General features: G+C 64.7%; 14 protein-coding genes. 11 read left to right on the top strand and 3 right to left on the bottom strand.

The window, feature by feature from the left end; genetic code table 11:
• Positions 1-9 precede the first annotated feature (9 nt).
• The 8 genes from glnA (at position 10) to LGT36_RS04065 (ending at position 13,076) form a co-directional block, all read left to right on the top strand.
• Complete coding sequence (gene glnA, locus LGT36_RS04100; protein WP_226095991.1) at positions 10-1,443, top strand: type I glutamate--ammonia ligase; 1,434 nt, start codon at positions 10-12, stop codon at positions 1,441-1,443.
• Between the two features lie 184 nt (positions 1,444-1,627).
• Entirely contained in the window at positions 1,628-3,298 is a 1,671-nt protein-coding gene (locus tag LGT36_RS04095; protein WP_226095992.1) for a glycoside hydrolase family 13 protein, read from the top strand.
• A gap of 63 nt (positions 3,299-3,361) precedes the next feature.
• Positions 3,362-4,396: a LacI family DNA-binding transcriptional regulator gene (locus LGT36_RS04090; protein WP_226264713.1), complete on the top strand. Its 1,035-nt coding sequence runs from the start codon at positions 3,362-3,364 to the stop codon at positions 4,394-4,396.
• A gap of 376 nt (positions 4,397-4,772) precedes the next feature.
• Entirely contained in the window at positions 4,773-6,020 is a 1,248-nt protein-coding gene (locus LGT36_RS04085; RefSeq protein WP_226097414.1) for a maltose ABC transporter substrate-binding protein, read from the top strand.
• 97 nt (positions 6,021-6,117) lie between these two features.
• The gene (locus LGT36_RS04080) at positions 6,118-7,674 is read left to right on the top strand and encodes an ABC transporter permease subunit (protein WP_226097413.1); all 1,557 of its coding nucleotides are present in this window, start codon (positions 6,118-6,120) and stop codon (positions 7,672-7,674) included.
• Complete coding sequence (locus LGT36_RS04075) at positions 7,674-8,567, top strand: sugar ABC transporter permease (RefSeq protein WP_226097412.1); 894 nt, start codon at positions 7,674-7,676, stop codon at positions 8,565-8,567. The genes LGT36_RS04080 and LGT36_RS04075 overlap by 1 nt, the downstream gene beginning before the upstream one ends.
• 62 nt (positions 8,568-8,629) lie before the next feature.
• Complete coding sequence (locus LGT36_RS04070) at positions 8,630-10,279, top strand: glycoside hydrolase family 13 protein (RefSeq protein ID WP_226097411.1); 1,650 nt, start codon at positions 8,630-8,632, stop codon at positions 10,277-10,279.
• Between the two features lie 145 nt (positions 10,280-10,424).
• Positions 10,425-13,076, top strand: a complete 2,652-nt coding sequence (locus tag LGT36_RS04065; protein ID WP_226097410.1) for a cation-transporting P-type ATPase — start codon at positions 10,425-10,427, stop codon at positions 13,074-13,076.
• 11 nt (positions 13,077-13,087) lie between these two features.
• Here LGT36_RS04065 and LGT36_RS04060 read toward each other — a convergent pair whose 3' ends face one another.
• From LGT36_RS04060 to LGT36_RS04050, 3 genes are read right to left on the bottom strand one after another with little or no spacing between them, the layout of a single operon-like run.
• Positions 13,088-13,963, bottom strand: coding sequence for a hypothetical protein (locus tag LGT36_RS04060; protein WP_226097409.1), 876 nt, complete (start codon positions 13,961-13,963; stop codon positions 13,088-13,090).
• Positions 13,960-16,962, bottom strand: a complete 3,003-nt coding sequence (locus tag LGT36_RS04055; RefSeq protein ID WP_226097408.1) for a bifunctional [glutamine synthetase] adenylyltransferase/[glutamine synthetase]-adenylyl-L-tyrosine phosphorylase — start codon at positions 16,960-16,962, stop codon at positions 13,960-13,962. Before LGT36_RS04055 ends, LGT36_RS04060 begins: the two co-directional genes overlap by 4 nt.
• A gap of 41 nt (positions 16,963-17,003) precedes the next feature.
• Positions 17,004-18,338: a glutamine synthetase family protein gene (locus LGT36_RS04050; RefSeq protein ID WP_226097407.1), complete on the bottom strand. Its 1,335-nt coding sequence runs from the start codon at positions 18,336-18,338 to the stop codon at positions 17,004-17,006.
• Positions 18,339-18,412: 74 nt separating this feature from the next.
• On the opposite strand from LGT36_RS04050, the gene LGT36_RS04045 reads away from it, so the two are divergent.
• The 3 genes from LGT36_RS04045 to LGT36_RS04035 are packed head-to-tail and all read left to right on the top strand — an operon-like array spanning position 18,413 to position 21,736.
• A complete protein-coding gene (locus LGT36_RS04045; RefSeq protein ID WP_226097406.1) occupies positions 18,413-20,062 on the top strand; it encodes an NAD+ synthase in 1,650 nt (549 codons plus the stop codon).
• A complete protein-coding gene (gene panB / locus LGT36_RS04040) occupies positions 20,059-20,868 on the top strand; it encodes a 3-methyl-2-oxobutanoate hydroxymethyltransferase (RefSeq protein ID WP_226097405.1) in 810 nt (269 codons plus the stop codon). The genes LGT36_RS04045 and panB overlap by 4 nt, the downstream gene beginning before the upstream one ends.
• Before the next feature lie 19 nt (positions 20,869-20,887).
• On the top strand, positions 20,888-21,736 hold the full coding sequence (locus tag LGT36_RS04035; protein ID WP_226097404.1) for an NAD(P)-dependent oxidoreductase: 849 nt from the start codon (positions 20,888-20,890) through the stop codon (positions 21,734-21,736).
• Positions 21,737-21,743: the final 7 nt, after the last annotated feature.

Below are 21,743 nucleotides of genomic sequence, written 5' to 3'. Positions count from 1 at the left end.
AGCAATCCGATGTTCAAGACCGCCGAAGAGGCGCTCGCCTACGTCAAGGAGGAGGGCGTCGAGTATGTCGACATCCGCTTCTGCGACCTGCCTGGCGTGATGCAGCACTTCAACATCCCCGCCGCCCAGTTCACGGAAGACGTGTTCAAGGATGGCGCTATGTTCGACGGATCATCGATCCGCGGATTCCAGGCCATCAACGAGTCCGACATGAAGCTGCTGCCCGACGTGGCGACCGCTTACATCGACCCGTTCCGTGTTGCCAAGACGCTCATTATCAACTTCTCGATCGTTGACCCGTTCACGAACGAGCCCTACTCCCGCGACCCGCGCAACGTCGCAGCCAAGGCAGAGGCGTACCTCAAGACCACCGGCATTGGCGACACCGCCTACTTTGCTCCAGAGGCCGAGTTCTTCATCTTTGACTCCGTGCGCTTCGCGACCAACCAGCACGAGGGTTACTACCACATCGACTCCTCAGAGGCGGCGTGGAACACTGGCGTCGAGTACGAAGAGGACGGCACCCCCAACCGCGGTTACAAGACCCGCTACAAGGGCGGCTACTTCCCCGTCAGCCCAGCCGACCAGTTCGCTGACCTGCGCGACGAGATGTGCACCGTGCTCGGCCAGGTCGGACTGGAACTCGAGCGCGCGCACCACGAGGTGGGAACCGCCGGTCAGCAAGAGATCAACTACCGCTTCAACACGCTGCTGCACGCCGCTGACGACCTCATGAAGTTCAAGTACGTCGTCAAGAACGTCGCATGGAACGCTGGCAAGACCGTCACGTTCATGCCGAAGCCGCTCTTTGGCGACAACGGCTCAGGAATGCACGTCCACCAGTCCGTGTGGCAGGACGGCACTCCCCTGTTCTTCGATGAGAAGGGCTACGGCGGCCTGTCCGACATGGCGCGTTGGTACATCGGCGGCATCCTCAAGCACGCGCCGTCGCTGCTCGCGTTCACGAACCCGACCGTCAACTCGTACCACCGCCTCGTGCCAGGCTACGAGGCCCCGGTGAACCTGGTGTACTCGGCTCGCAACCGTTCGGCCGCCGTTCGCATCCCGATTACGGGATCGAACCCCAAGGCCAAGCGCATCGAGTTCCGCGCTCCTGACTCGTCGGGCAACCCGTACCTCGCCTTCGCTGCGCTGCTCATGGCTGGCCTTGACGGTATCAAGAACCGCATCGAGCCCCCCGCGCCGGTGGACAAGGACCTGTACGAGCTGCCTCCCGAGGAGCACGCACGGATTCCTCAGGTGCCGTCGACCCTCGAGGGCGTGCTCAACAGCCTTGAGGCCGACCACGCATTCCTGCTTGAGGGTGGTGTGTTCACGTCAGACCTCATCGAGACGTGGATCGACCTGAAGCGCACGGCAGAGATCGACCCCCTGCGCTTCCGTCCGCACCCGCACGAGTTCGAGCTGTACTACGACTGCTAAGTCGTCACTCAGCACGCGAAAGGGGCCGTCCATCTGGGCGGCCCCTTTCGCGTCTCTCGGGTCGTGCCGATCGATTTGCCAGTTCCGACTGCAAGCGCTTACATTTGGGCCGAAGGCGCTCGATTCCACTCTCCCCACCGCGGCGTCCTCGTTCGAATGAGCATCCGCACCAAGAGAGGCCGCTGTGCAGACTTCTGAATCCCTCGCCCCCGTAGCCGCCCCTGCCGACAAGGCGCATGACTGGTGGCGCTCAGCCGTGATTTACCAGATCTACCCGCGGTCCTTTGCCGATGCGAGCGGCGACGGCATCGGCGACCTTCGCGGCGTCACCCAGCACCTGACGGACCTTGTCAATCTCGGCGTCGACGCCGTCTGGCTGTCGCCGTTCTATGCCTCACCGCAGAAAGACGCAGGCTACGACGTCGCCGACTACCGACAGGTCGACCCCCTCTTCGGCACACTTAGTGACGTCGACGACCTCATCGACACCGCTCACGGCCTGGGCCTACGGGTTATCGCTGACATCGTGCCCAACCACACCTCGTCCGATCACGCCTGGTTCCTGGAGGCGCTCGCCGAAGGGCCTGGCTCCCCCGCTCGAGACAGGTACCTGTTTCGCGAAGGAAAGGGTAAGAGCGGCGAACTGCCACCCAACAATTGGCAGTCAGTCTTCGGCGGCCCTGCCTGGACCCGCGTGACCGAGGCCGACGCCACCCAAGGGCAGTGGTACCTGCACTTGTTCGACTCCAGCCAGCCGGATCTGAACTGGGAGAACGAGGCCGTCAGGGAGGAGTTCGATGACATCCTGCGCTTCTGGCTCGACAGGGGAATCGATGGGATGCGAGTCGACGTGGCGCACGGGCTCATCAAGGCCCCAGGGCTGCCCGACTACACGCCGGACCCGTCGGGCGGATCGATGGGTGGCGATGAGGAACTCGCAACGCCCTACTTCGGACAACAAGGCGTGCACGATGTCTGGAGAAGATGGCGCGCCGTCGTCGCTGAGTACGGTCCCGACCGAATCCTGGTAGCAGAGGCGTGGATTCGTTCGCTCAGCCGCATGGCGGAGTGGGTACGTCCAGACGAGATGCACCAGGCCTTCAACTTCTCCTTCCTTGAGTGCCCGTGGGACGCGGCGGCGATGCGAGACGTGATCTCCCGGTCGCTCTCGGAGTTCGGCGCGGTCGGAGCGCCGAGCACGTGGGTGCTGTCCAATCACGACGTGGTCCGCCACGCAAGTCGTCTCGCTGTGTTCGGCGAGAACCCGCAGGGGCACGGAATCGGCCCACTCTCCGAGTTCAAGCCTGATCGAGTCGTCGGCCTGCAGCGGGCGCGGGCGACGACCCTCGTGATGCTCGGACTGCCAGGCTCTTCATACATCTACCAAGGCGAAGAGCTCGGCTTGCCAGAGCACATCGACATTCCGGACGAGGCGCGCCAGGACCCCACCTGGAGGCGCACCAACGGCGAACGCTACGGCAGGGACGGCTGCCGCGTCCCGTTGCCATGGAACTCAGCCAAGATGACGTTCGGGTTCAGCAGTTCAGGGCGAACGTGGCTGCCGCAGCCTCGTGAGTGGGAGGACCTCGCCAGGGACGTTCAGGATGCCACCGAGGGGTCGACGTTGCGCATGTACAAGGCGGCCCTCGCTCACCGGCGGACAAGCGGTCTGGGCGACGGGAGTGTGGAGTGGGTCGAGCTCGGTGAGGACGTGGTCGCGTTCGACAACAACGGCATTCGCGTCATCGCAAATCTCTCAGCCGACCCTGTTCCCTTCAGCGGCAGGGTGTTGGTGAGTTCCGCTCCGGTGCACTCGGTCATCCCACCGTCAACGGCTGCTTGGATCGCCGTTTAGGGGAGGATCCACATGTGCGACCCTGGTAACTCGATAGGGTACGTGCGTGAGGACAACGCAGCCATGACCATCCAGCAGGTCGCAGCACTGGCAGGAGTGTCGACTGCGACGGTCTCGCGCGCCTTGGCGGGCAAGACGACGGTCTCGGCGGCGACGAAGCTGAGAGTCGAGTCCGCCGCGAAGGAGCTCGGCTATGTCGTCTCGTCATCTGCCTCGAGCCTCGCATCCGGACGCACGCGCAATATCGGCGTCGTGATGCCGTTTCTTGACGGCTGGTTCTACACTCGCGTGCTCAAAGGTGCCCACGAAGCGTTGTCTGATGCCGGGTACGACCTCACGCTCTACCATCTCGACCAGTCGGTGGCCGCGCCGGGAGCGCCCGCGAATCCGCGCAGGGCCCGCCTGTTCGACGAGTTCCTGCGTCGGCAGCGAGTCGACGGTTTCATCGCCGTTTCTCTTGAGCTCAGCGATGCCGAGCTCGCGGGGCTTGAGGCGATCGGCAAGCCTGCGGTGGGAATCGGCGGACCCATTCCTGGTGCCCTGACGCTCAGCATTGACGACGCCGCAGTCGCGCGGCTCGCGACGGATCACCTCCTGTCGCTCGGCCATCGCCAGATCGCGCACATCGGTGGAGACCCTGCGCTCGACCTTGACTTCCACCTTCCCGCGCACCGCCGCGACGGCTATGAGAGTGCGCTTCGCGCACGAGGGCTCGAGCCGGACCCCCTCATGGTGAGGGTCGCCGACTTCACCATCACCGGTGGCTACCGGGCAACACTGCAGTTGCTTGGCGATCCTCGTGTCGCACCCACTGCACTCTTCGCTGCGTCCGATGAGATGGCGATGGGCGCCATCATGGCCGCTCGCGACTTGGGCAAACGCGTTCCGCAAGACTTGTCAATCATCGGCATCGACGGCCACGAGTTGGGCGAGTTCTTCGGACTGACGACGGTCTCGCAGTTCCCAGAGACTCAGGGCCGCTTGGCCGCGGAGGCGGTGTTGCGGGCGCTCGATAGCGAACCCTCGGTCGCGCACAACGTGGCATTGCCCTTCGAGCTGGTGGTCCGACGCTCCACGAGCGTCCCCACGGAGCAATAGCCGTCCCAGTACCGCGCGCTCTCGCGGGGTCCGCTGGCGCGTCCGCGTCCTCGCCGTCGCCCCTACGCCCTGCAGCGCCGGCGCGCTAGCGCAATGCAAGCGGTCAACATTTTCGCTCAACCGGCAACATAAGAGGACTCGCCGACCGCCAATGCGCAGCGAGATCCTCATCGCTATTACCCCTGCTATTTGGACTATACGTCCGTCGTAATCAAACCGTGATCGACCCTGCTTGCGTGAAGCCCGGGCAATCGCTACCTTGTAAGCGCTTGCACTCACGGTGCTGGCCGAGAGAATGGTCTCTGGGCGACGGTGTGGACTTTGTCCCGCCAAGTCGGCGACGATTCCTCGCCAACTTCGCCAAAGGACATACCTGATGCACATGACAAAGAAGTCGATGGCCGCGGGCGCACTGCTCGCCGTGGGACTGCTCACGACGGCCTGCTCGACCTCCTCCGATGCCCCCGCCTCGTCCGACGCCAGCGCCGCTCCTGAGACTGCCTCAACGAGCACCCTCACCGTGTGGGTGGACGCCGAACGCGCCGACGCTCTCGCGCAGGCGGCCACTGACTACGAAGCACAGACCGGCATCTCCGTCGACATCGTCGCTCGAGACAACTCCACGCTCAAGGACGACTTCATCCAGCAGGCCAGCTCCGGCTCTGGGCCCGATGTGGTCATGGGTGCCCACGACTGGCTGGGCGAACTGACCACCAATGGCGTGATTGCGCCGCTTGAGTTGGGCGACAAGGCCTCCGAGTTCTTGCCGGTGGCTCTCGACGCTTCGACGTACGACGGCACCGTCTACGAGCTGCCATACGCGGTCGAGAACCTCGCGATGCTCCGCAACGCTGATCTTGTCCCAGAGCCGGCCTCCAGCTTCGACGACATGATCGCCAAGGGCCAGGCAGCTGGAGTGGAGTTCCCGTTCGTCGTGGAGCAAGGCGAGAACGGCAACCCTTATCACCTGTACCCGTTCCAGACGGCCTTCGGCGCCCCCGTCTTCGGCCGCGATGCTGCCGGTTCATACGACCCCAGCCAGCTCACCCTCGGTGAGGGCACCGCTTTTGCCGAGTGGCTGCACTCGCAAGGAAGCCAGGGTGCGAACACCATGTCGACCGAAATCACGGGAGACATCGCCAAGGAGAAGTTCACCACTGGTCAGGCTGCCTTCTGGTTGACGGGACCGTGGAACGTGAACGCCGCCGTCGACGCTGGCATCAACGTCGCCGTTGACGCCATCCCCTCCCCCGGTTCTGAGCCGGCTCAACCCTTCGCTGGCGTGAAGGGCTTCTTTGTCAACCAGTACTCGGAGAACAAGGTTGCTGCGAACGACTTCCTGGTGAACTACTTGGGCACCGTTGATGTTCAGGTCGCCCTGTTCGAGTCAGGCGGCGTGCTTCCCGCGCTCACCGCCGCTGCCGACGCGGTCTCCTCTGACCCGATCATCGCTGGCTTCAAGGCCGCTGGCATGGAAGCCGTTCCCATGCCGGCAATCCCTGCGATGGGTCGCGTGTGGGAGTTCTGGGGCATCGCCGAGGCGAGCGTTCTCAATGGCGAGGCCCCCGTCGCCACGTGGGAGAAGCTCACCTCCGACGTCCAGTCAGCGATCGACGGCGCGTAACCAACCCGGCGCAGGGGGTCGGACACCACATCGTCCGGCCCCCTGCGAACACCGCCCTCCATCCTCAACGAGCATGTGCTGACCTTGGGAGAACTTCGTGACTGACCTGCAAAGCGCGCCGACCCGATCGACAGGGATGGGCACACTTGTTGCCAAAATCGTCGTGCTCGGCGGCCTCGACGCCCTCGCGGTGTTCCTCGCTGCCGTACTGGTTGGTCGCGGCGACTACGTGATCGCGGGGGTCGTCGTGGTGGCGGCCATCGTGTTGACGTTGATCTACCTGGGCGACGGCCTGCTGCCCGCCAAGTACATCGCCCCAGGGCTGGCGTTCCTCGCCGTGTTCCAAGTGTTTGTGATCGGCTACACGGTGTACATCGCCTTCACCAACTACTCCACTGGCCACGTGCTCACAAAAGACCAAGCAGTCGAGGCATTGCTGAGCCAATCGCAGAGCAGGCTTCCCGATTCACCCTCATATCCCGTGACCGTTGTGGAGGCGGACGGCGAGCTTGGCTTCCTCGTGACCACCCCCGACGGCTCCGCGCTCTTGGGCACACAAAACAGCCCTCTCGAACCAGTCGACGCGACCTTCACCAACGGCCAGGCGGTCGCGGTAGACGGCTATGCGTCGCTGCGCTTCGCTGACATTCTTCAGCGCCAAGACGAAGTCTCTTCGCTCGCTATTCCGCTGTCAGACGACGCGGGTGACGGCTCCCTTCGCACGCTCGATGGCCGTCTCGCCTACGAGTACACGTCGAGCCTGTCCTTCGATGAAGCCTCGGGAACGCTGACCGATACCACCGCTGGCGAGACATTCCGCGATGGCGGCGAGGGCGCATTCGTTCGCGAAGACGGTACCGAAGTGCTGCCCGGGTGGCAGGTCAACGTCGGCCTCGACAACTTTGCACGAGCAGTGACCGAGCCCTCCATCCGCGGGCCGCTCGTCTATGTCACCGCGTGGACGATCGCCTTCGCGGCACTGTCCGTGGCGCTCATCTTTGCGCTGGGACTGTTCATGGCGTTGCTCTTCAATGACCCCACGATGCGGGGCCGCACCGCATACCGGATTGTCATGGTCCTTCCGTACGCCTTCCCGGCCTTCTTGGGGGCCATGGTGTGGTCAGGGATGCTGTCGCAAAGCTTCGGGTTCGTCAACCAAGTGCTCCTCGGTGGCGCATCGATACCGTGGCTCACCGATCCCACGCTCGCCAAAATCTCGGTACTGATGGTCAACCTGTGGCTCGGCTTCCCCTACATGTTCCTCGTCGCTACCGGAGCGCTCCAAGCGATCCCGAGCGAGGTGCGCGAGGCCTCCCGGATGGACGGCACGTCGCGGTGGCAGATGTTGCGGCACATTGAAATGCCTCTGCTTCTGATCTCCATGGCGCCGATCCTCATCGCGACGTTCGCCTTCAACTTCAACAACTTCAACGTGATCTATCTGGTCACCGGTGGCGGACCGAGAGACACGGGGGCCGGCATACCGGTGGGCCACACGGACATCCTCATCTCGCTGGTCTACAAGGTTGCCTTCACTGGACAGAACAGGGACTACGGGCTCGCCTCGGCCTTCTCGATCATCATCTTCATCGTGGTCGCGGCGATCTCCATCATCAGTTTCCGCCGCACCAAGACCCTTGAGGAGATCAACTGATGTCCACTGTCGACACCGCAGTCAAGCGTCCCAGCCGCCCGTCTCGACCGCGTCGAGGCAAGCCGCACCTCCTGCGCCACGTCGTGGCGCTCGTGCTATCCGCCTACGCACTGTTGCCGCTGCTGTATGTGGTCTCCGCATCGCTCAACCCGACGGGCACCCTCACGGGATCCAATCGCCTGTTCCGCGTCGTCGGCCTCGATAGTTTCCGCAGGCTTCTCGAGTCCGATCAGTTCCCGTTTCTCACCTGGTTCAAGAACTCACTCGTCATCGGCCTGACCACCGCAGTGCTCTCGGTCTTCCTGGGTGCACTCGCCGCCTACGCCTTCTCCCGCATGCGATTCCGTGGGCGCCGCACAGGGCTACTCACGATCGTCTTGGTTCAGATGTTTCCCCAATTGCTCGCCGTCGTCGCCATCTTCCTGCTACTCACCCGGATCGGCGAGCTTGTCCCCGCCATCGGCCTCAACACCCAGGCTGGGCTGATCTGCGTGTACCTTGGCGCCGCTCTTGGCGTGAACACCTACCTCATGTACGGCTACTTCAACACGATTCCCACCGAAATCGACGAGGCGGCGCGAGTGGACGGAGCGGGGCACTTCAGGATCTTCACGACCATCATCTTGAGACTGGTCGCGCCGATTCTTGCGGTCGTGGGACTGCTCTCCTTCATCGCGAGCATGAATGACTTCGTCATCGCGTCCGTCGTCCTGATCGATCCCGAGCGGCAGACGCTCGCCGTCGGCCTCTACCGGATGGTCTCAAACCCCAACTACGCAGACTGGAGCGCCTTTGCCGCGGGAGCGGTGATGGCCTCGCTTCCGGTCGTGGCTCTCTTCCTCTTCCTCCAGAAGTACATCGTGGGCGGGCTCACTGCTGGAGCCACCAAATGATGCGCCTGGTAGGCAAGCGCAAGCGCGTGCACGAGCGCTTGAGACGGCCGTAGGCTGGTCACATGTCAACGTCGCCCCTTGTCCCCGCCGTCCCCGAGTGGTGGCGCACCGCCGTCATCTACCAGGTCTACCCCCGGTCATTTGCCGATTCGAGCGGCGATGGTATTGGCGACTTGCCAGGTATCACGTCGCGCCTGCAGCACTTGGCTGACCTCGGTGTCGACGCCATCTGGCTGTCGCCCTTCTATCCGTCTCCCCAGAACGACGCGGGCTACGACGTCTCCGACTACTGCGATGTCGACCCGCTCTTCGGCACCCTTTCAGACGCCGATGCGCTCATCGCGCGCGCTCACGAGCTAGGCCTTCGCGTCATCGTCGACGTGGTGCCCAACCACTCGTCGAGCGAGCATCGCTGGTTCCAAGAGGCGCTCGCCGCCGGGCCGGGTTCGCCGGAGCGTGATCGCTACATCTTCCGCGAGGGCCGCGGGCCAGACGGGTCCCAGCCGCCCAACAACTGGCTCTCCATGTTCGGTGGCCCTGCATGGACTCGCATCACCGAGTCTGACGGCACACCTGGTCCTTGGTACTTGCACCTCTTCGACACGACTCAGCCCGACTTCGACTGGAACAACCCCTGGGTGGCCGATCGCTTCGACGAAGTGCTCAGGTTCTGGTTTGACCGAGGAGTCGATGGTTTCCGCATCGACGTCGCCCACGGCCTCGCCAAGGCGCCACAACTGCCCGACTACGAGGTCGACCCGCTGCGCACCGGCGGCGAGTGGGCATCTGACGACCACCCGTACTGGGGTCGCACCGAGGTCCACGACATCTGGCGCCGATGGCGCGCCATCGCCGACAGTTACGACGGCGATCGCGCGCTGGTCGCCGAGGCGTGGGTCACGCCGCTTAGCAAGATGGCCCGTTGGGTCAGGCATGACGAACTCCACCAAGCCTTCAACTTTGGCTACTTGATGACCCCGTGGGACGCAGTCGAACTGCGCGCAGTGATCGACGAGTCACTCGCGGCCTTCGCCGGAGTCGGCGCGCCGTCAACGTGGGTGCTGTCCAACCACGACACGATTCGCCACCCCATGCGGCTGGCGGTCAAGGAGCCGCTACCCCACAACATCGGGATCGGGCCCAAGAGCGCCGACCGCCCTGACGAGGAGCCCGCGCTCGCAAGGGGCCGCGCCGCCACGCTCGTCATGCTGGCCCTTCCCGGTTCGGCGTATCTCTACCAGGGTGAGGAACTGGGCCTCCCTGAAGCGATCGACATCCCTGACAGCGCCCGCCAGGACCCCACCTTCTTCAGCACGCCAGAAGGCATCTACGGGCGCGATGGCTGTCGTGTCCCGCTGCCGTGGGAAGCCGACGCGCCAGCGTACGGCTTCTCCCCCACTGGCGCATCGTGGTTGCCTCAGCCGGCGTCGTGGGCCGAGTACGCGGCCTCCGTCCAGGTGGGCGTCGAGGGATCGACGCTCGAGATGTACAAGGAGGCGCTGAGAGTGCGTCGCGATCACGCCCTTGGCACCGCGAACGTCGCGTGGAATGAGTCCCCTGACGACGTGCTGGACTTCACGGTGGGCGATGTGCGCGTACTCGTGAACATGTCGGACGAAGGTCTTGCCCTGCCCCACGCCGACGTGCTGCTCGCGTCGGCGCCGGTAGCGGGAGTTCTCCCTCACGACACCGCGGTGTGGTTGCGGGTCTGAAGTCCGCGCGCATTCTCGCTACCCTGAAACGGGCGGCGGTCAGGATCGCACTGTCGCCACGGTGCGGAGGCAAGACACTCCCTTTGTGAACGCGGTCGCGCCGTTGCCGTCGGGGCATGCGCCCCTCAAGGGGAAGCGAGTTTCGATGACGAGTTGGCACGCCGAAACTATCGAAGCGACCCTCGATCACTGGGACGTGGATCCCGATCAAGGGCTCAGCGACGCTCAGGCGGCGGACCGGCTACGCGAACACGGCCCGAATCAACTGAAGGCGGCCGAGTCGCGTCCGTGGTGGAGCATCCTCGTCGAGCAACTTCGCAGCATCGTCGTCTACCTGCTGGCTGGCGCCGCAATCCTCGCCTTTGCGACGGCGCGCTGGCCAGAAGGCATCGCCGTCAGCGCGGTGATCGCCGTCAACACCGCGATCGGCTTTGTGAGCGAATGGAAGGCCGTTCGCTCCATGTCCGCGCTAAGGGAGATGGGCGAGCACTCCACCACGGTGAGACGGGAAGGCTCCGATCAGCAGATTGACGCCCCCCAGTTGGTCCCTGGAGACATCGTGATTGTCGAGGCAGGTGACCTCATTCCTGCCGACCTCAGGGTGGTGAGTGCGGACCGCCTGAGAGTCAATGAGGCGCCGCTGACGGGCGAGTCGGTACCGGTGAACAAGACCGCAGACGCCGTGGAAGAGGACGCTCAACTCGCGGACAGGGTCGACCTACTCTTCAAGGGCACGACCGTGGCCGACGGCAGTGCGGTCGGGGTCACCGTCGCGACCGGTGTGGACACCGAGTTGGGCCGCATCTCCGAGCTGGCGGACAGCGCAGAGGCCAGCGCCACACCGCTTCAACGGCGCCTCGACCAGTTGGGGCGCCGCTTGGCGCTTCTCACCATGGCTATCGCCGTGTTGGTGGCCGCCATCGGAGTTCTGGTGCGTCAGCAAGACACGACGCTCGTCATCGAGACGTCCCTCGCCCTTGGCATCGCGGCGATCCCGGAAGGTCTGCCGATTGTTGCGACCATTGCGCTCGCGCGCGGCATGTACCGGATGGCCAAGCGCAATGCGCTCATCAATCGACTCACGGCGGTCGAGACGCTCGGCGCGACCAGGGTGATTCTCACCGACAAGACGGGCACGCTCACCGAGAACCGCATGACACTGCGCGCCGTCGAGACACCCATGGGAGCATTCACTTTCGACGACGACGGGGCTGACTCAGAGGCCGACGAAGCGACCAAGCACCTCCTGACCGTAGGCGTGCTCTGCAACAGCGCCAGGCTTGCCACTGGCGAGGACGACGACGCGGTCGGCGACCCGACGGAGGTGGCGCTGCTCTCCGCTGGCGCGACGTTGGGCATCGACCGATCGGACGTGCTGGAGCACCGCCTGCAGACCAGGATCGAGGATTTCGACCCTCGAGTGAAGATGATGGCCACTTTCCACGAGGAGGACTCCGGCGTTCTGGTAGCGGTCAAGGGAGCGCCTGCAGAGGTACTGAAGGCGTGCTCGGCCATCCGGGGTGCGGATGCAGACAACGGCTCTGAGGACCTCGACGAAGATAAGCGCCAGGAGTGGGCCTCCCGCGCCGAGGCACTTGCAGGGGAAGGACTGCGCATCCTGGCCATGGCCGACAAGCAGGCGGACTCCGATGACGTGAGTCCCTATGAAGGACTGCGCTTCCTCGGGCTCGTGGGGCTTCTCGACCCGCCCCGCGATGGCGTGAAGGACGCGATCGACAAGTGCCAGTCGGCGGGAATTCGGGTCGAGATGGTCACGGGTGACCAGGCTCCCACCGCCCTCGCGATCGCGCATGCAGTGGGCATCGTGGGTGACGAGGGTGACCCAGAGGCCGCAGTCATGCTCGGCAAGGACCTTGAGGCCGACAGGGATGTCGACCACGCACGCGTTCTTGAGGTCAACGTCTTCTCCCGCGTCAGTCCTGAGCAGAAGCTCACTTTGGTCCAGCGGTATCAAGACAACGGCGAGATCGTCGCGATGACGGGCGACGGCGTGAACGACGCGCCCGCGCTCAAGAAGGCCGACATCGGCGTGGCAATGGGGATGCGTGGCACCGAGGCGGCCAAGCAGGCTGCCGACATGGTGCTGCTCGACGATGCCTTCAATTCCATCGTTGCGGCCGTCGAGCACGGCAGGGTCGTGTTTGGAAACATCCGCAAATCGGTCATCTTCATGTTGACCACGAACGTGGCCGAGGTGCTCGCGGTCACCGCGGCCACCGTGGCCGGCTGGCCGCTTCCGCTCCTGCCCCTGCAGATTCTGTATCTCAATGTGGTCACCGACGTCTTCCCCGCCCTCGCACTCGGCGTGGGGCCAGGTAGCGGCCAAGAGATGAAGCAGCCGCCGCGAGACCCGCAGGAGTCGGTACTCAACCGGCGAAACTGGCGGGAGATCATCGGCTTTGCGGCCGTGGTGGCTGCTTCCGTGCTCGCGGGGCTACTCCTGGCTCAGCACTGGCTCGGCATGAGCGCCACGGAGGCTGTCACCGTGTCCTTCCTCACGCTCGCCTTCAGCAAGCTATGGTTCACGTTCGCTCTGCGAAGCCCCGGCTCCAAGGTGCTCCGCAACGAGATCACTCGCAACCCGTGGGTGTGGGGGGCGATCGCGTTGTGCATCGTCCTGCTGGTCGCGGCGGTATACGTGCCCGTGTTGTCGGATGTGTTGCAGACTCACATGCTGAGCGGCGAGGCGTGGGGTCTTGTGCTGATCATGAGCCTCATTCCCCTGGTGGCAGGGCAGGCCGTTAGGCAACTGCAGCGGCGCGCAGGCGTGCAGTAGCGGCGGTCGGTTCAGCGGCGCGGCCCACCAGCGAGCATGCCGATACCAGTGGCGACCGCAGCTCCTGTGAGGGCAATTGCCGCTGCCAACAGCAACCTTCCCGTCAGCGACGGCAACGCTTCTTCTGCCACCACATCGCCGAGCACGCGCGCCCAGCCACCGTCGTCTCCTCCCGGTAGCCACGACGCGATCCTGTCCGGTCCCATCCATGCAAGCGCAGCGTAGGCGCCCAGCGAGAACACGCCTACGGCTGCGAGGAACTTGGCGATCACAAAGCGCTTGCGCGTCGACACGATCATGCCGAGCACGATGAGAGCGAGACCCGCCCACAAGAAGTAGCGCTCGGCGAACTCCACTCGTTCGTACCCGGTGCGCGCCTTCTCAAAGGTCTCGGCCGACACGATCTCGATGCGCAGCGGAGCCACTGACAGTTCGGGCAGTTCGGAACCCACGACCGCGATCTGATCGATCCTGTCGTTGATCACGTCGCTCGTGTCAAAAGCGACGGCGAAGGGCCCCGGCTCCCGCTCGGCATCGGTCAAGGCATCGTGCAACTGACCCCTGGCGGACTCCATCTGTTCGAGCACGCTGTCGCGGAACTCTTCCGTCTCAACGAGCGACGTGATGCTCTCGGCCGCGGTGTCGCCGAGACCCCACACCTCAAGGTCGACGCCTTGATTCGCAAGAGCGTCAAAGGCCCTGTCCCTCATCTCGGTGCCGATCTTGCCCGTCACCTCTGGATTCTTCAGCGCCACCAGCACGATGCTCTCGGTCGCCGCGCCGTCCTCGATGGCCTTGATAGTCATCCACGACAGCAGCCACAGCACCACCAAGGTTGCGCCTGCGAGGATCGCAAGAGCAGACGCGAGAGTCCGTAGCGCCCTCATGCCCCCGCCTCCCAGCCGAAGAACACCCGTTCCGTCACGGCGCGCGCACGCCTGGACGTGCGCGCGTAACGCTCGTCAAGCTCTTGGCCGGTCTCGCCCCCACCAAGGATGGATGACAGGACGGTGAGTTCGCCGATGTCGCCAGGCAGGACATCGCTGTCCCCCGAGGTGCCCCTGAGCGCGATCGCGCCGCGCAGATCGGTAGCCAGACGCCACGCGAGAGTGAGCACAAGGCCGTCGTGCGCTCCGAGAACTTGAGCCTCTTGGGCGGCTTGTATGGCCTCCAGCGTGCGGGTGGTACGCAAGCCAGGGACTGCGTGGCCGTGGCGCAACTGCAGCAACTGGGTCGTCCATTCCACATCGGACAGGCCGCCAGGACCGAGCTTGAGGTGACGCCTGGGGTCGATGCCTCGCGGCAGGCGCTCGGCTTCCATGCGGGCCTTCAGGGTACGCATTTGCCGCAGCGCGTCGTCCGTCACCTCGTGGCGATACCTCTCGGCGTCGATGGCCTCCGCACAGCGCTGACGCAATTCGGGGGGGCCGGCGACGGGGCGAGCGCGCAACAGCGCTTGAATCTCCCACGGGTCGGACCACCGGCGGTAGTACTCGATCATCGACTCGAAGGAACGCACAAGCGGCCCGTTCTTGCCCTCGGGACGCAAGTCGGCGTCGACGGCCAGTGGAGCCTGCTGATTGGGCCGTTGGAGCAAGTCCCTCAGTTTCGTCGCGACCGCCACAGCGAAGCCAGCCGCGTCCTGGGCTCCTTCGCGAGCCTCGAACACGAACTGGACGTCGGCGTCGGACGTGTACCCCATCTCTTCCCCGCCGTAGCGACCCATCGCGATCACCACGACGTCGGCTTCCGGTTCGTCAAGGCCCTTGTCTTGGGTCACGACCGCGACCGCTAGGCGAAGCGCTGACCGCATCAGCACGTCGGCTGCATCCGTGACGGCTCTTGCGGCGCCCACGGAGTCTTGAAGCGCGAGCACATTGGCCGCAGCGGTCCTGGTGACCTCGCGGCGCCGCAAGCCCCTGAGCGAGGTGATGCACTGTTCCTCGTTGTCTGATCGCGAGACGATGGCTTCGGCCTCGCGATCAAGCCGCTCAATCGGCACCCGCGCCAGGTCATCGTCGTTGTCCAGCCACGTGATGTCATGGGCCGACGTGAGCAGCGCGTTCGTCACAAAGCCAGAGGTAGACAGTAGTGTCGCGAGTCGTTCTGCCGCGGTGCCAGAATCACGCAGCAACTTGAGGAACCACTGCGACTCCTCCAGTTGCTCCGAAAGCCGCCTGAAGGCAAGCAGGCCAGCATCGGGGTCGACGCCGGAGGCGAACCACCCGATCATGGCCGGCAAGAGCTGGCGCTGGATCGCCGCGCGCCTGCGCAAGCCCTGCGTCAGCGCGGCGATATGGCGCTGAGCGCCTTCCGGGTCGCGGAAGCCAATGGCGGCCAGCCGCGCACGGGCGGCGGAGGCATCGAGCGAAGCCTCGTCCGCGCTCAGTTGCGCGACGGCCCCCAGGATGGGGCGATAGAACATCTCGAGGTGCATGGCCCGTACGTCGCGGCGGACGTCTTCCCACACCTCTTCCATGTAGCCGACAGTCGCAAAACCAGAAGCCCGTGCAAGGGTGCGCTTGCCCTCTTCCGTGTCCGGCATGAGGTGCGTGCGGCTGAGCTTGCGCAACTGCAGGCGGTGCTCCCACACCCGTAGCTGGCGGTACGACCTCTCGAGACCGGCTGCCTGCGTGCGGCCCACATAGCCGCCGTCGCGCAGCGCCCGAAGGGCATCGAGGGTGCCGCGCACGCGGAGCGACTCATCTGACCGTCCGTGCACGAGTTGCAGAAGCTGGATCGTGAATTCGACGTCTCGCAGCCCGCCCGGGCCGAGCTTGATCTCGCGGTCGGCCTCTTTGGCAGGAATGTGAGCCTCCACTCGCCTGCGCATGGCCTGGGCAGACTGCACGAAACCGTCACGCTCCACTGCCGTCCACACGTATGGCCACACCGCGTCGAGGTACGCCTGCCCCACCTCCATGTCTCCCGCGACGGGGCGAGCCTTGAGCAATGCCTGGAACTCCCAGGACTCTGCCCAGCGCTCGTAGTAAGCGCGATGCGAATCCACGCGCCTCACCAAGACTCCGTCCTTGCCCTCCGGACGCAGGTTGGGGTCGACTTCCCACAGCGGCGGCTCCCCTGACGGCGCCGAGCACACGGCCGCGACGCGCATAGCCAGAGTGGTCGCGACGCTCAGGGCCTGCGATTCGTCAGCGCCCTCAGCGGGCTCGGCCACATAGACCACGTCAACGTCGGACACGTAGTTGAGCTCATGTGCGCCGCACTTGCCCATCGCCATGACTGTCAGTCGCGCAGACTCGTGACCAGGAGTCTCACCACGCGCAATCGCGATCGCCGCCTCGAGCGCCGCTCCCGCGAGGTCGGCGAGAGCGGTCGCCACATGTGGCAAGACAGCGAGAGGATTCGATGCCGCAACATCGACGGCGGCCACGTGCGCGAGCGCACGCCGATACGCGATGCGCATGGCGTCGATACCCGCATCGCCCGTCACCGTCGCGACGGGCACGGGGGCATCGGCGTCCGCACCGACGGCTTCGAGCAGTTTGGCCCTGGCCCCGGCGGCCTGTGGCGCCTCCGACACGTCCCAGTCGTTCGCATCGGAGACGTACTGGGGGTGCCTCACCAAGAAGTCGCCAATGGCAGCAGAAGCCCCTAGGAGCATGGCCAGAGTGGCCCCTGCGCGGGTCTCCTTGAGCGACACGAACTCATCGAGAACACCGTGGCGCTGAGCGGATTCCGCGAGCCGCAGCAGGTTGAGCAGACCGACGTCGGGTTCAGCCAGATAGGACAAGGCACTCGGGATGTCCTCGATGGTGACCCCGGTGATGTCCTCGATCTCGCTGATGAGCCGCAAGGCTCTCTCGGGGTCGCTCACGCCAGCGCGCAACAAGTGCGCGGCAGGGCTGAGTTCCCTGGCCGTCACGGCTTGACCCTCTGGACGCCGCTCAAGGCACGAACCGCCTGCTAGAGAACACCTAGGTGGCGTTCGAGTTCGAAAGGCGTGACCTGGGCGCGGTAGCCAGACCACTCCTCACGCTTGTTGCGCAAGAAGAAGTCGAACACGTTCTCGCCAAGGGTCTCGGCGACCAGTTCCGACTTCTCCATCACGGCGACGGCCTCAGACAGCGACGACGGCAGTGGCTCGTAGCCCATCGTCTTGCGTTCGGCGGCACTGAGTTCCCACACATCGTCTTCTGCACCGGGAGGCAACTCGTAGCCCTCTTCGATTCCCTTGAGCCCCGCCGCCAACATGACGGAGAAGGCCAGATAGGGATTGGCAGCGGAGTCCACTGCGCGGTACTCGACGCGAGTCGACTGACCCTTGCTGGGCTTGTGGATCGGCACGCGTACGAGCGCGGAACGGTTGTTGGAGCCCCAGCACACGTAGGAAGGCGCCTCCGCCCCGCCCCACAGTCGCTTGTACGAGTTCACGTACTGGTTGGTGACGGCGGTGATCTCTGGCGCGTGCCTCAGCAGTCCAGCCATGAACTGGCGCGCGACCGGTGAGAGACCCAACTCTGCTGCGGGGTCGTGGAACGCGTTGCGGTCGCCTTCGAAAAGGCTCAAGTGGGTGTGCATGCCGGAACCGGGTGCGTAGTGCAGCGGCTTGGGCATGAACGAGGCATACAGCCCCTGCTCGAGAGCCACCTCCTTGATGGCGGTCCTGAACGTCATGATGTTGTCGGCCGCCGTCAACGCGTCCGCGTAACGCAAGTCGATCTCGTTCTGGCCCGGTCCCGCCTCGTGGTGGCTGAACTCGACGGAGATGCCCATCTCTTCCAGCGTCGTGATGGCCGTGCGCCTGAACTCGTGCGCGGTGCCTCGCGGCACGTTGTCAAAGTAGCCGGCCTGGTCAACAGGCTTGGGCGGCTGACCCTCTTCGAGGGGCTTGAACAGGTAGAACTCGATTTCAGGGTGGATGTAGAACGAGAACCCCTGCTCGGAGGCCTTGTCGAGAGTGCGCTTGAGTACCTGGCGGGGGTCGGAAAGCGCGGGCTCACCATCCGGCAAGCCGATGTCGCAGAACATACGCGCGGCACCCTGGCGCTCGCCGCGCCACGGCAACACCTGGTACGTCGTCGGGTCCGGCTTGGCAAGCATGTCGGATTCATACACGCGCGTCAGACCCTCGACGGCGGAACCGTCAAAGCCGATGCCCTCGCTAAAGGCGTTCTCCAACTCCGCCGGGGCAATCGCCACCGACTTGAGGATCCCGAGCACATCGGTGAACCACAATCGAATGAAGCGAATGTCGCGCTCCTCGACGCTGCGAAGCACATACTCCTGCTGCTTATCCATAGGCCCTATCCTGCCCCATCAAGATGACGATCGTGTGACATACCTCCATAGCCCGCGCCGCGTAGGCTGACAGCATGCCTGGCCTCACGATTGCCCTCGCCCAAGTCAACCCATGCGTCGGCGATATCGCTGGTAATGCTGCTCTTGTGCGCGACTCTGTCCGTCAAGCGGCCAGCGCCGGTGCCAAACTAGTCGCCTTGCCAGAGATGGTCATGACGGGCTACCCGATCGAGGACCTCGCGCTGAGGGAGAGCTTTCAGCGTGCCGCGGAGCGCGCGGTGCTTGACCTCGCCGAGGGCCTCGAGGCAGACGGGCTCGGGGATATCGCGGTCATCGTCGGGACTCTTGGCGTGAGCAAGAGCGGCAGGCCCTTCAATCAGGCGGCTGTACTTCGCCACGGGCAGGTCGAGGCGCGCTACAACAAACACCACCTGCCCAACTACGGGGTATTCGACGAGCGCCGCATCTTCGCTCAGGGTTCAGACGGCCTGGTGATCGAGGTCGACGGCAGGCGCGTCGGGGTGGTCATTTGCGAGGACATCTGGCAGGACGGCGGCCCGGCAGCGGACATGGCCGACGCTGGCATCGACCTCCTGGTGGTGATCAACGGGTCACCGTTTGAGGAAGGCAAGGGTCGTGTGCGGACCCAGCTCGCGCGCCGACGCGCCGCCGAAGTGGGGGCGCCGCTTGCCTACGTCAACATGTGGGGCGGTCAAGACGACCTGGTCTTCGACGGCCACTCCTTCATCGTCGCTGCCGATGGCGAGTGGATGGCGAACGCCGCAGGCTTCGCCGACGCCCTGCTCACCTGGAAGCTGCCGGCAGCCGGTAAGGCTCCCACGGCGTCGTCCGTTGTCGACTTTGCCTCCGACGACGAGCAGGTCTACCGCGCCATCGTCACTGGCCTTCGCGACTACGTGACCAAGAACGGCTTCACGTCGGTGGTGCTCGGGGTCTCTGGCGGTATCGACTCTGCACTCACCGCCGCCATTGCCGCCGACGCACTAGGCGGTCAGAACGTCGTGGGCGTGTCGATGCCGTCGACCTTTTCCTCGGAGCACTCCAGGGACGACGCTGCGGATCTTGCCAAGCGCATCGGCGCCGACTACAGGGTGCAACCGATCGCCTCGATGGTCGACTCCTTCCAGCAAGAGCTCGCTTTGGCAGGAGTTGCGGAAGAGAACTTGCAGGCGCGAGTGCGCGGCGTCGTGCTGATGGCGATCTCGAACCGCGAGGGCCACATGGTCATCGCCCCCGGCAACAAGTCGGAGCTCGCGACCGGTTACGCGACCATCTACGACGCCGGCAGCATCGGCGGCTTTGCGCCACTCAAGGACGTCGACAAGTCCCGGGTGTGGGAGCTTGCCAGGTGGCGTAACCGGCTTGCGGCGGCCCGCGGCGAGGTGGAGCCAATCCCCGTCAACTCGATCGTCAAAGCTCCCAGCGCTGAATTGCGCCCCGGCCAGACCGACCAGGACTCGCTACCCGCTTATGACCTCTTGGATGAGGTGCTCGACGCGTACGTGGAGCATGCCGAGGGCAGGGCTGAGTTGCTCGCGCGCGGTTTCGACGAGCAGGTCGTCGACAAGGTGCTGTCCCTCGTCGACCGCGCCGAGTGGAAGCGTCGTCAGTACCCGCCAGGCCCCAAGGTGACGGCCCTTGCATTCGGCCGCGACAGGAGACTGCCGATTACCAGCCGTTGGCGTGAGAAAGTGGAACTATGACCGACCGCAAAAAGGTGCGCATCCACCACTTCCGCGAGATGAAGTCTCGCGGCGAGAAGATCACGATGCTCACGGCATACGACTTCCCCACCGCGAAACTCTTCGACGAGGCGGGAGTGGACATCCTGCTCGTGGGCGACTCGCTCGGCGACAACATCCTTGGTCACGACAACACGGGCGTCGTCACCCTCGACGAGATGATCCCTTTGGCACGCGCTGTGGCGCGAGGAGCGCAGAAGGCGTTTGTGGTGGCCGACCTCCCGTTCGGCACGTACGAGGTGTCGCCTCAGCAGGCGGTGGAGTCCTCCATCCGCATGATGAAGGAAGCCCAGCCTCACGCCATCAAGTTTGAGGGCGGGCGCCGCATCGCACCCCAGGTCAAGGCCTTGACCGACGCCGGTATCCCCTTCGTAGGTCACCTCGGGTTCACGCCGCAATCAGAGAACATGCTGGGCGGGCGACGCATTCAGGGTCGCGGCGACGGCGCGTACGACGACATGCTCGCCGACGCCGTGGCATTGCAAGAGGCCGGTGCCTGCATGATCGTGCTCGAGATGGTGATCTCGCCTGTTGCAGAGAAGATCACGGCCGCGCTGGACATCCCCACCATCGGCATCGGCGCTGGCCCCCATACCGACGGCCAAGTGCTCGTGTGGCTCGACGCTCTGGGAATGTCGGACTGGAGCCCCAGCTTCTCCAAGCACTTTGGTGAAGTGGGCAAGGCCATGCGCGACGCTGCCGCGTCATATGTGAACGAGGTCAAGGGCGCGACGTTCCCCAGCGCCGACCACACTTTCGACGAATAGCGCTCAAGGAGGGCCTGCCATGACCACCGTGATCGTTACGGGAAGCAAGGGAAAGCTGGGCCGCGTCGTCGTCGCCGAACTGGCCGCCGCAGGCTACGACGTGCATGGCCTCGACAGCCAACCGTCGCCGCCTTCGCATGACTACACCCGCATCGATCTCACCGACTACGGGCAGACTGTTGATGCGATGTTCGGCGTGCAGGATCGCTACGGCACAGTCGATGCAGTCGTTCACCTAGCCGCCGTCCCTGCTCCTGGGCAGGTGACGGATGTCGCCACCTTCCACAACAACATGCCGGCGACGTTCAACGTGTTCCAGGGCGCCAAGCGAGCAGGCATCAAGAAGGTCGTCTACGCCTCGTCAGAGACCGTCTTGGGCCTGCCCTTTGAGATCGACCCGCCGTACATCCCCGTCGATGAGGACGTCAGCCGCCCCGAGTCGAACTACTCGCTGGTCAAGCACCTCGAAGAGACCATGGCCGCCGAATTCTGCCGCTGGGACCCTGCCCTCAGCATCATCGCCTTGCGCTTCTCCAACGTCATGTACCCAGAGGAGTACGCAGGCTTTCCCGCGTTCGACGCCGACGCCACCGCCAGGCGGTGGAACCTGTGGGGATACATCGACGCCCGCGATGGCGCCCAGGCCGTCATCAGATCGCTCGAGTATGCTCAGCCAGGCTTCGAGGCCTTCGTGATCGCGAACGCCGACACCGTGATGTCGCGGTCGAGCGCGGAACTCGCCGCCGAGCAGTTCCCGAACGTGCCCGTCACCAAGCAACTGGGCGAACACGAGACGATGCTGAGCATCGACAAGGCACGACGCGTCCTCGGCTACGAGCCGCAGCACTCCTGGCGGGATACTATCTAGCGGGTGG

Source organism: Demequina sp. TMPB413, from assembly GCF_020447105.2.
Classification (GTDB): domain Bacteria; phylum Actinomycetota; class Actinomycetes; order Actinomycetales; family Demequinaceae; genus Demequina.
The sequence above is the reverse complement of the archived record's forward strand: the minus strand, read 5'-3'. Positions and strand labels throughout refer to the sequence as shown.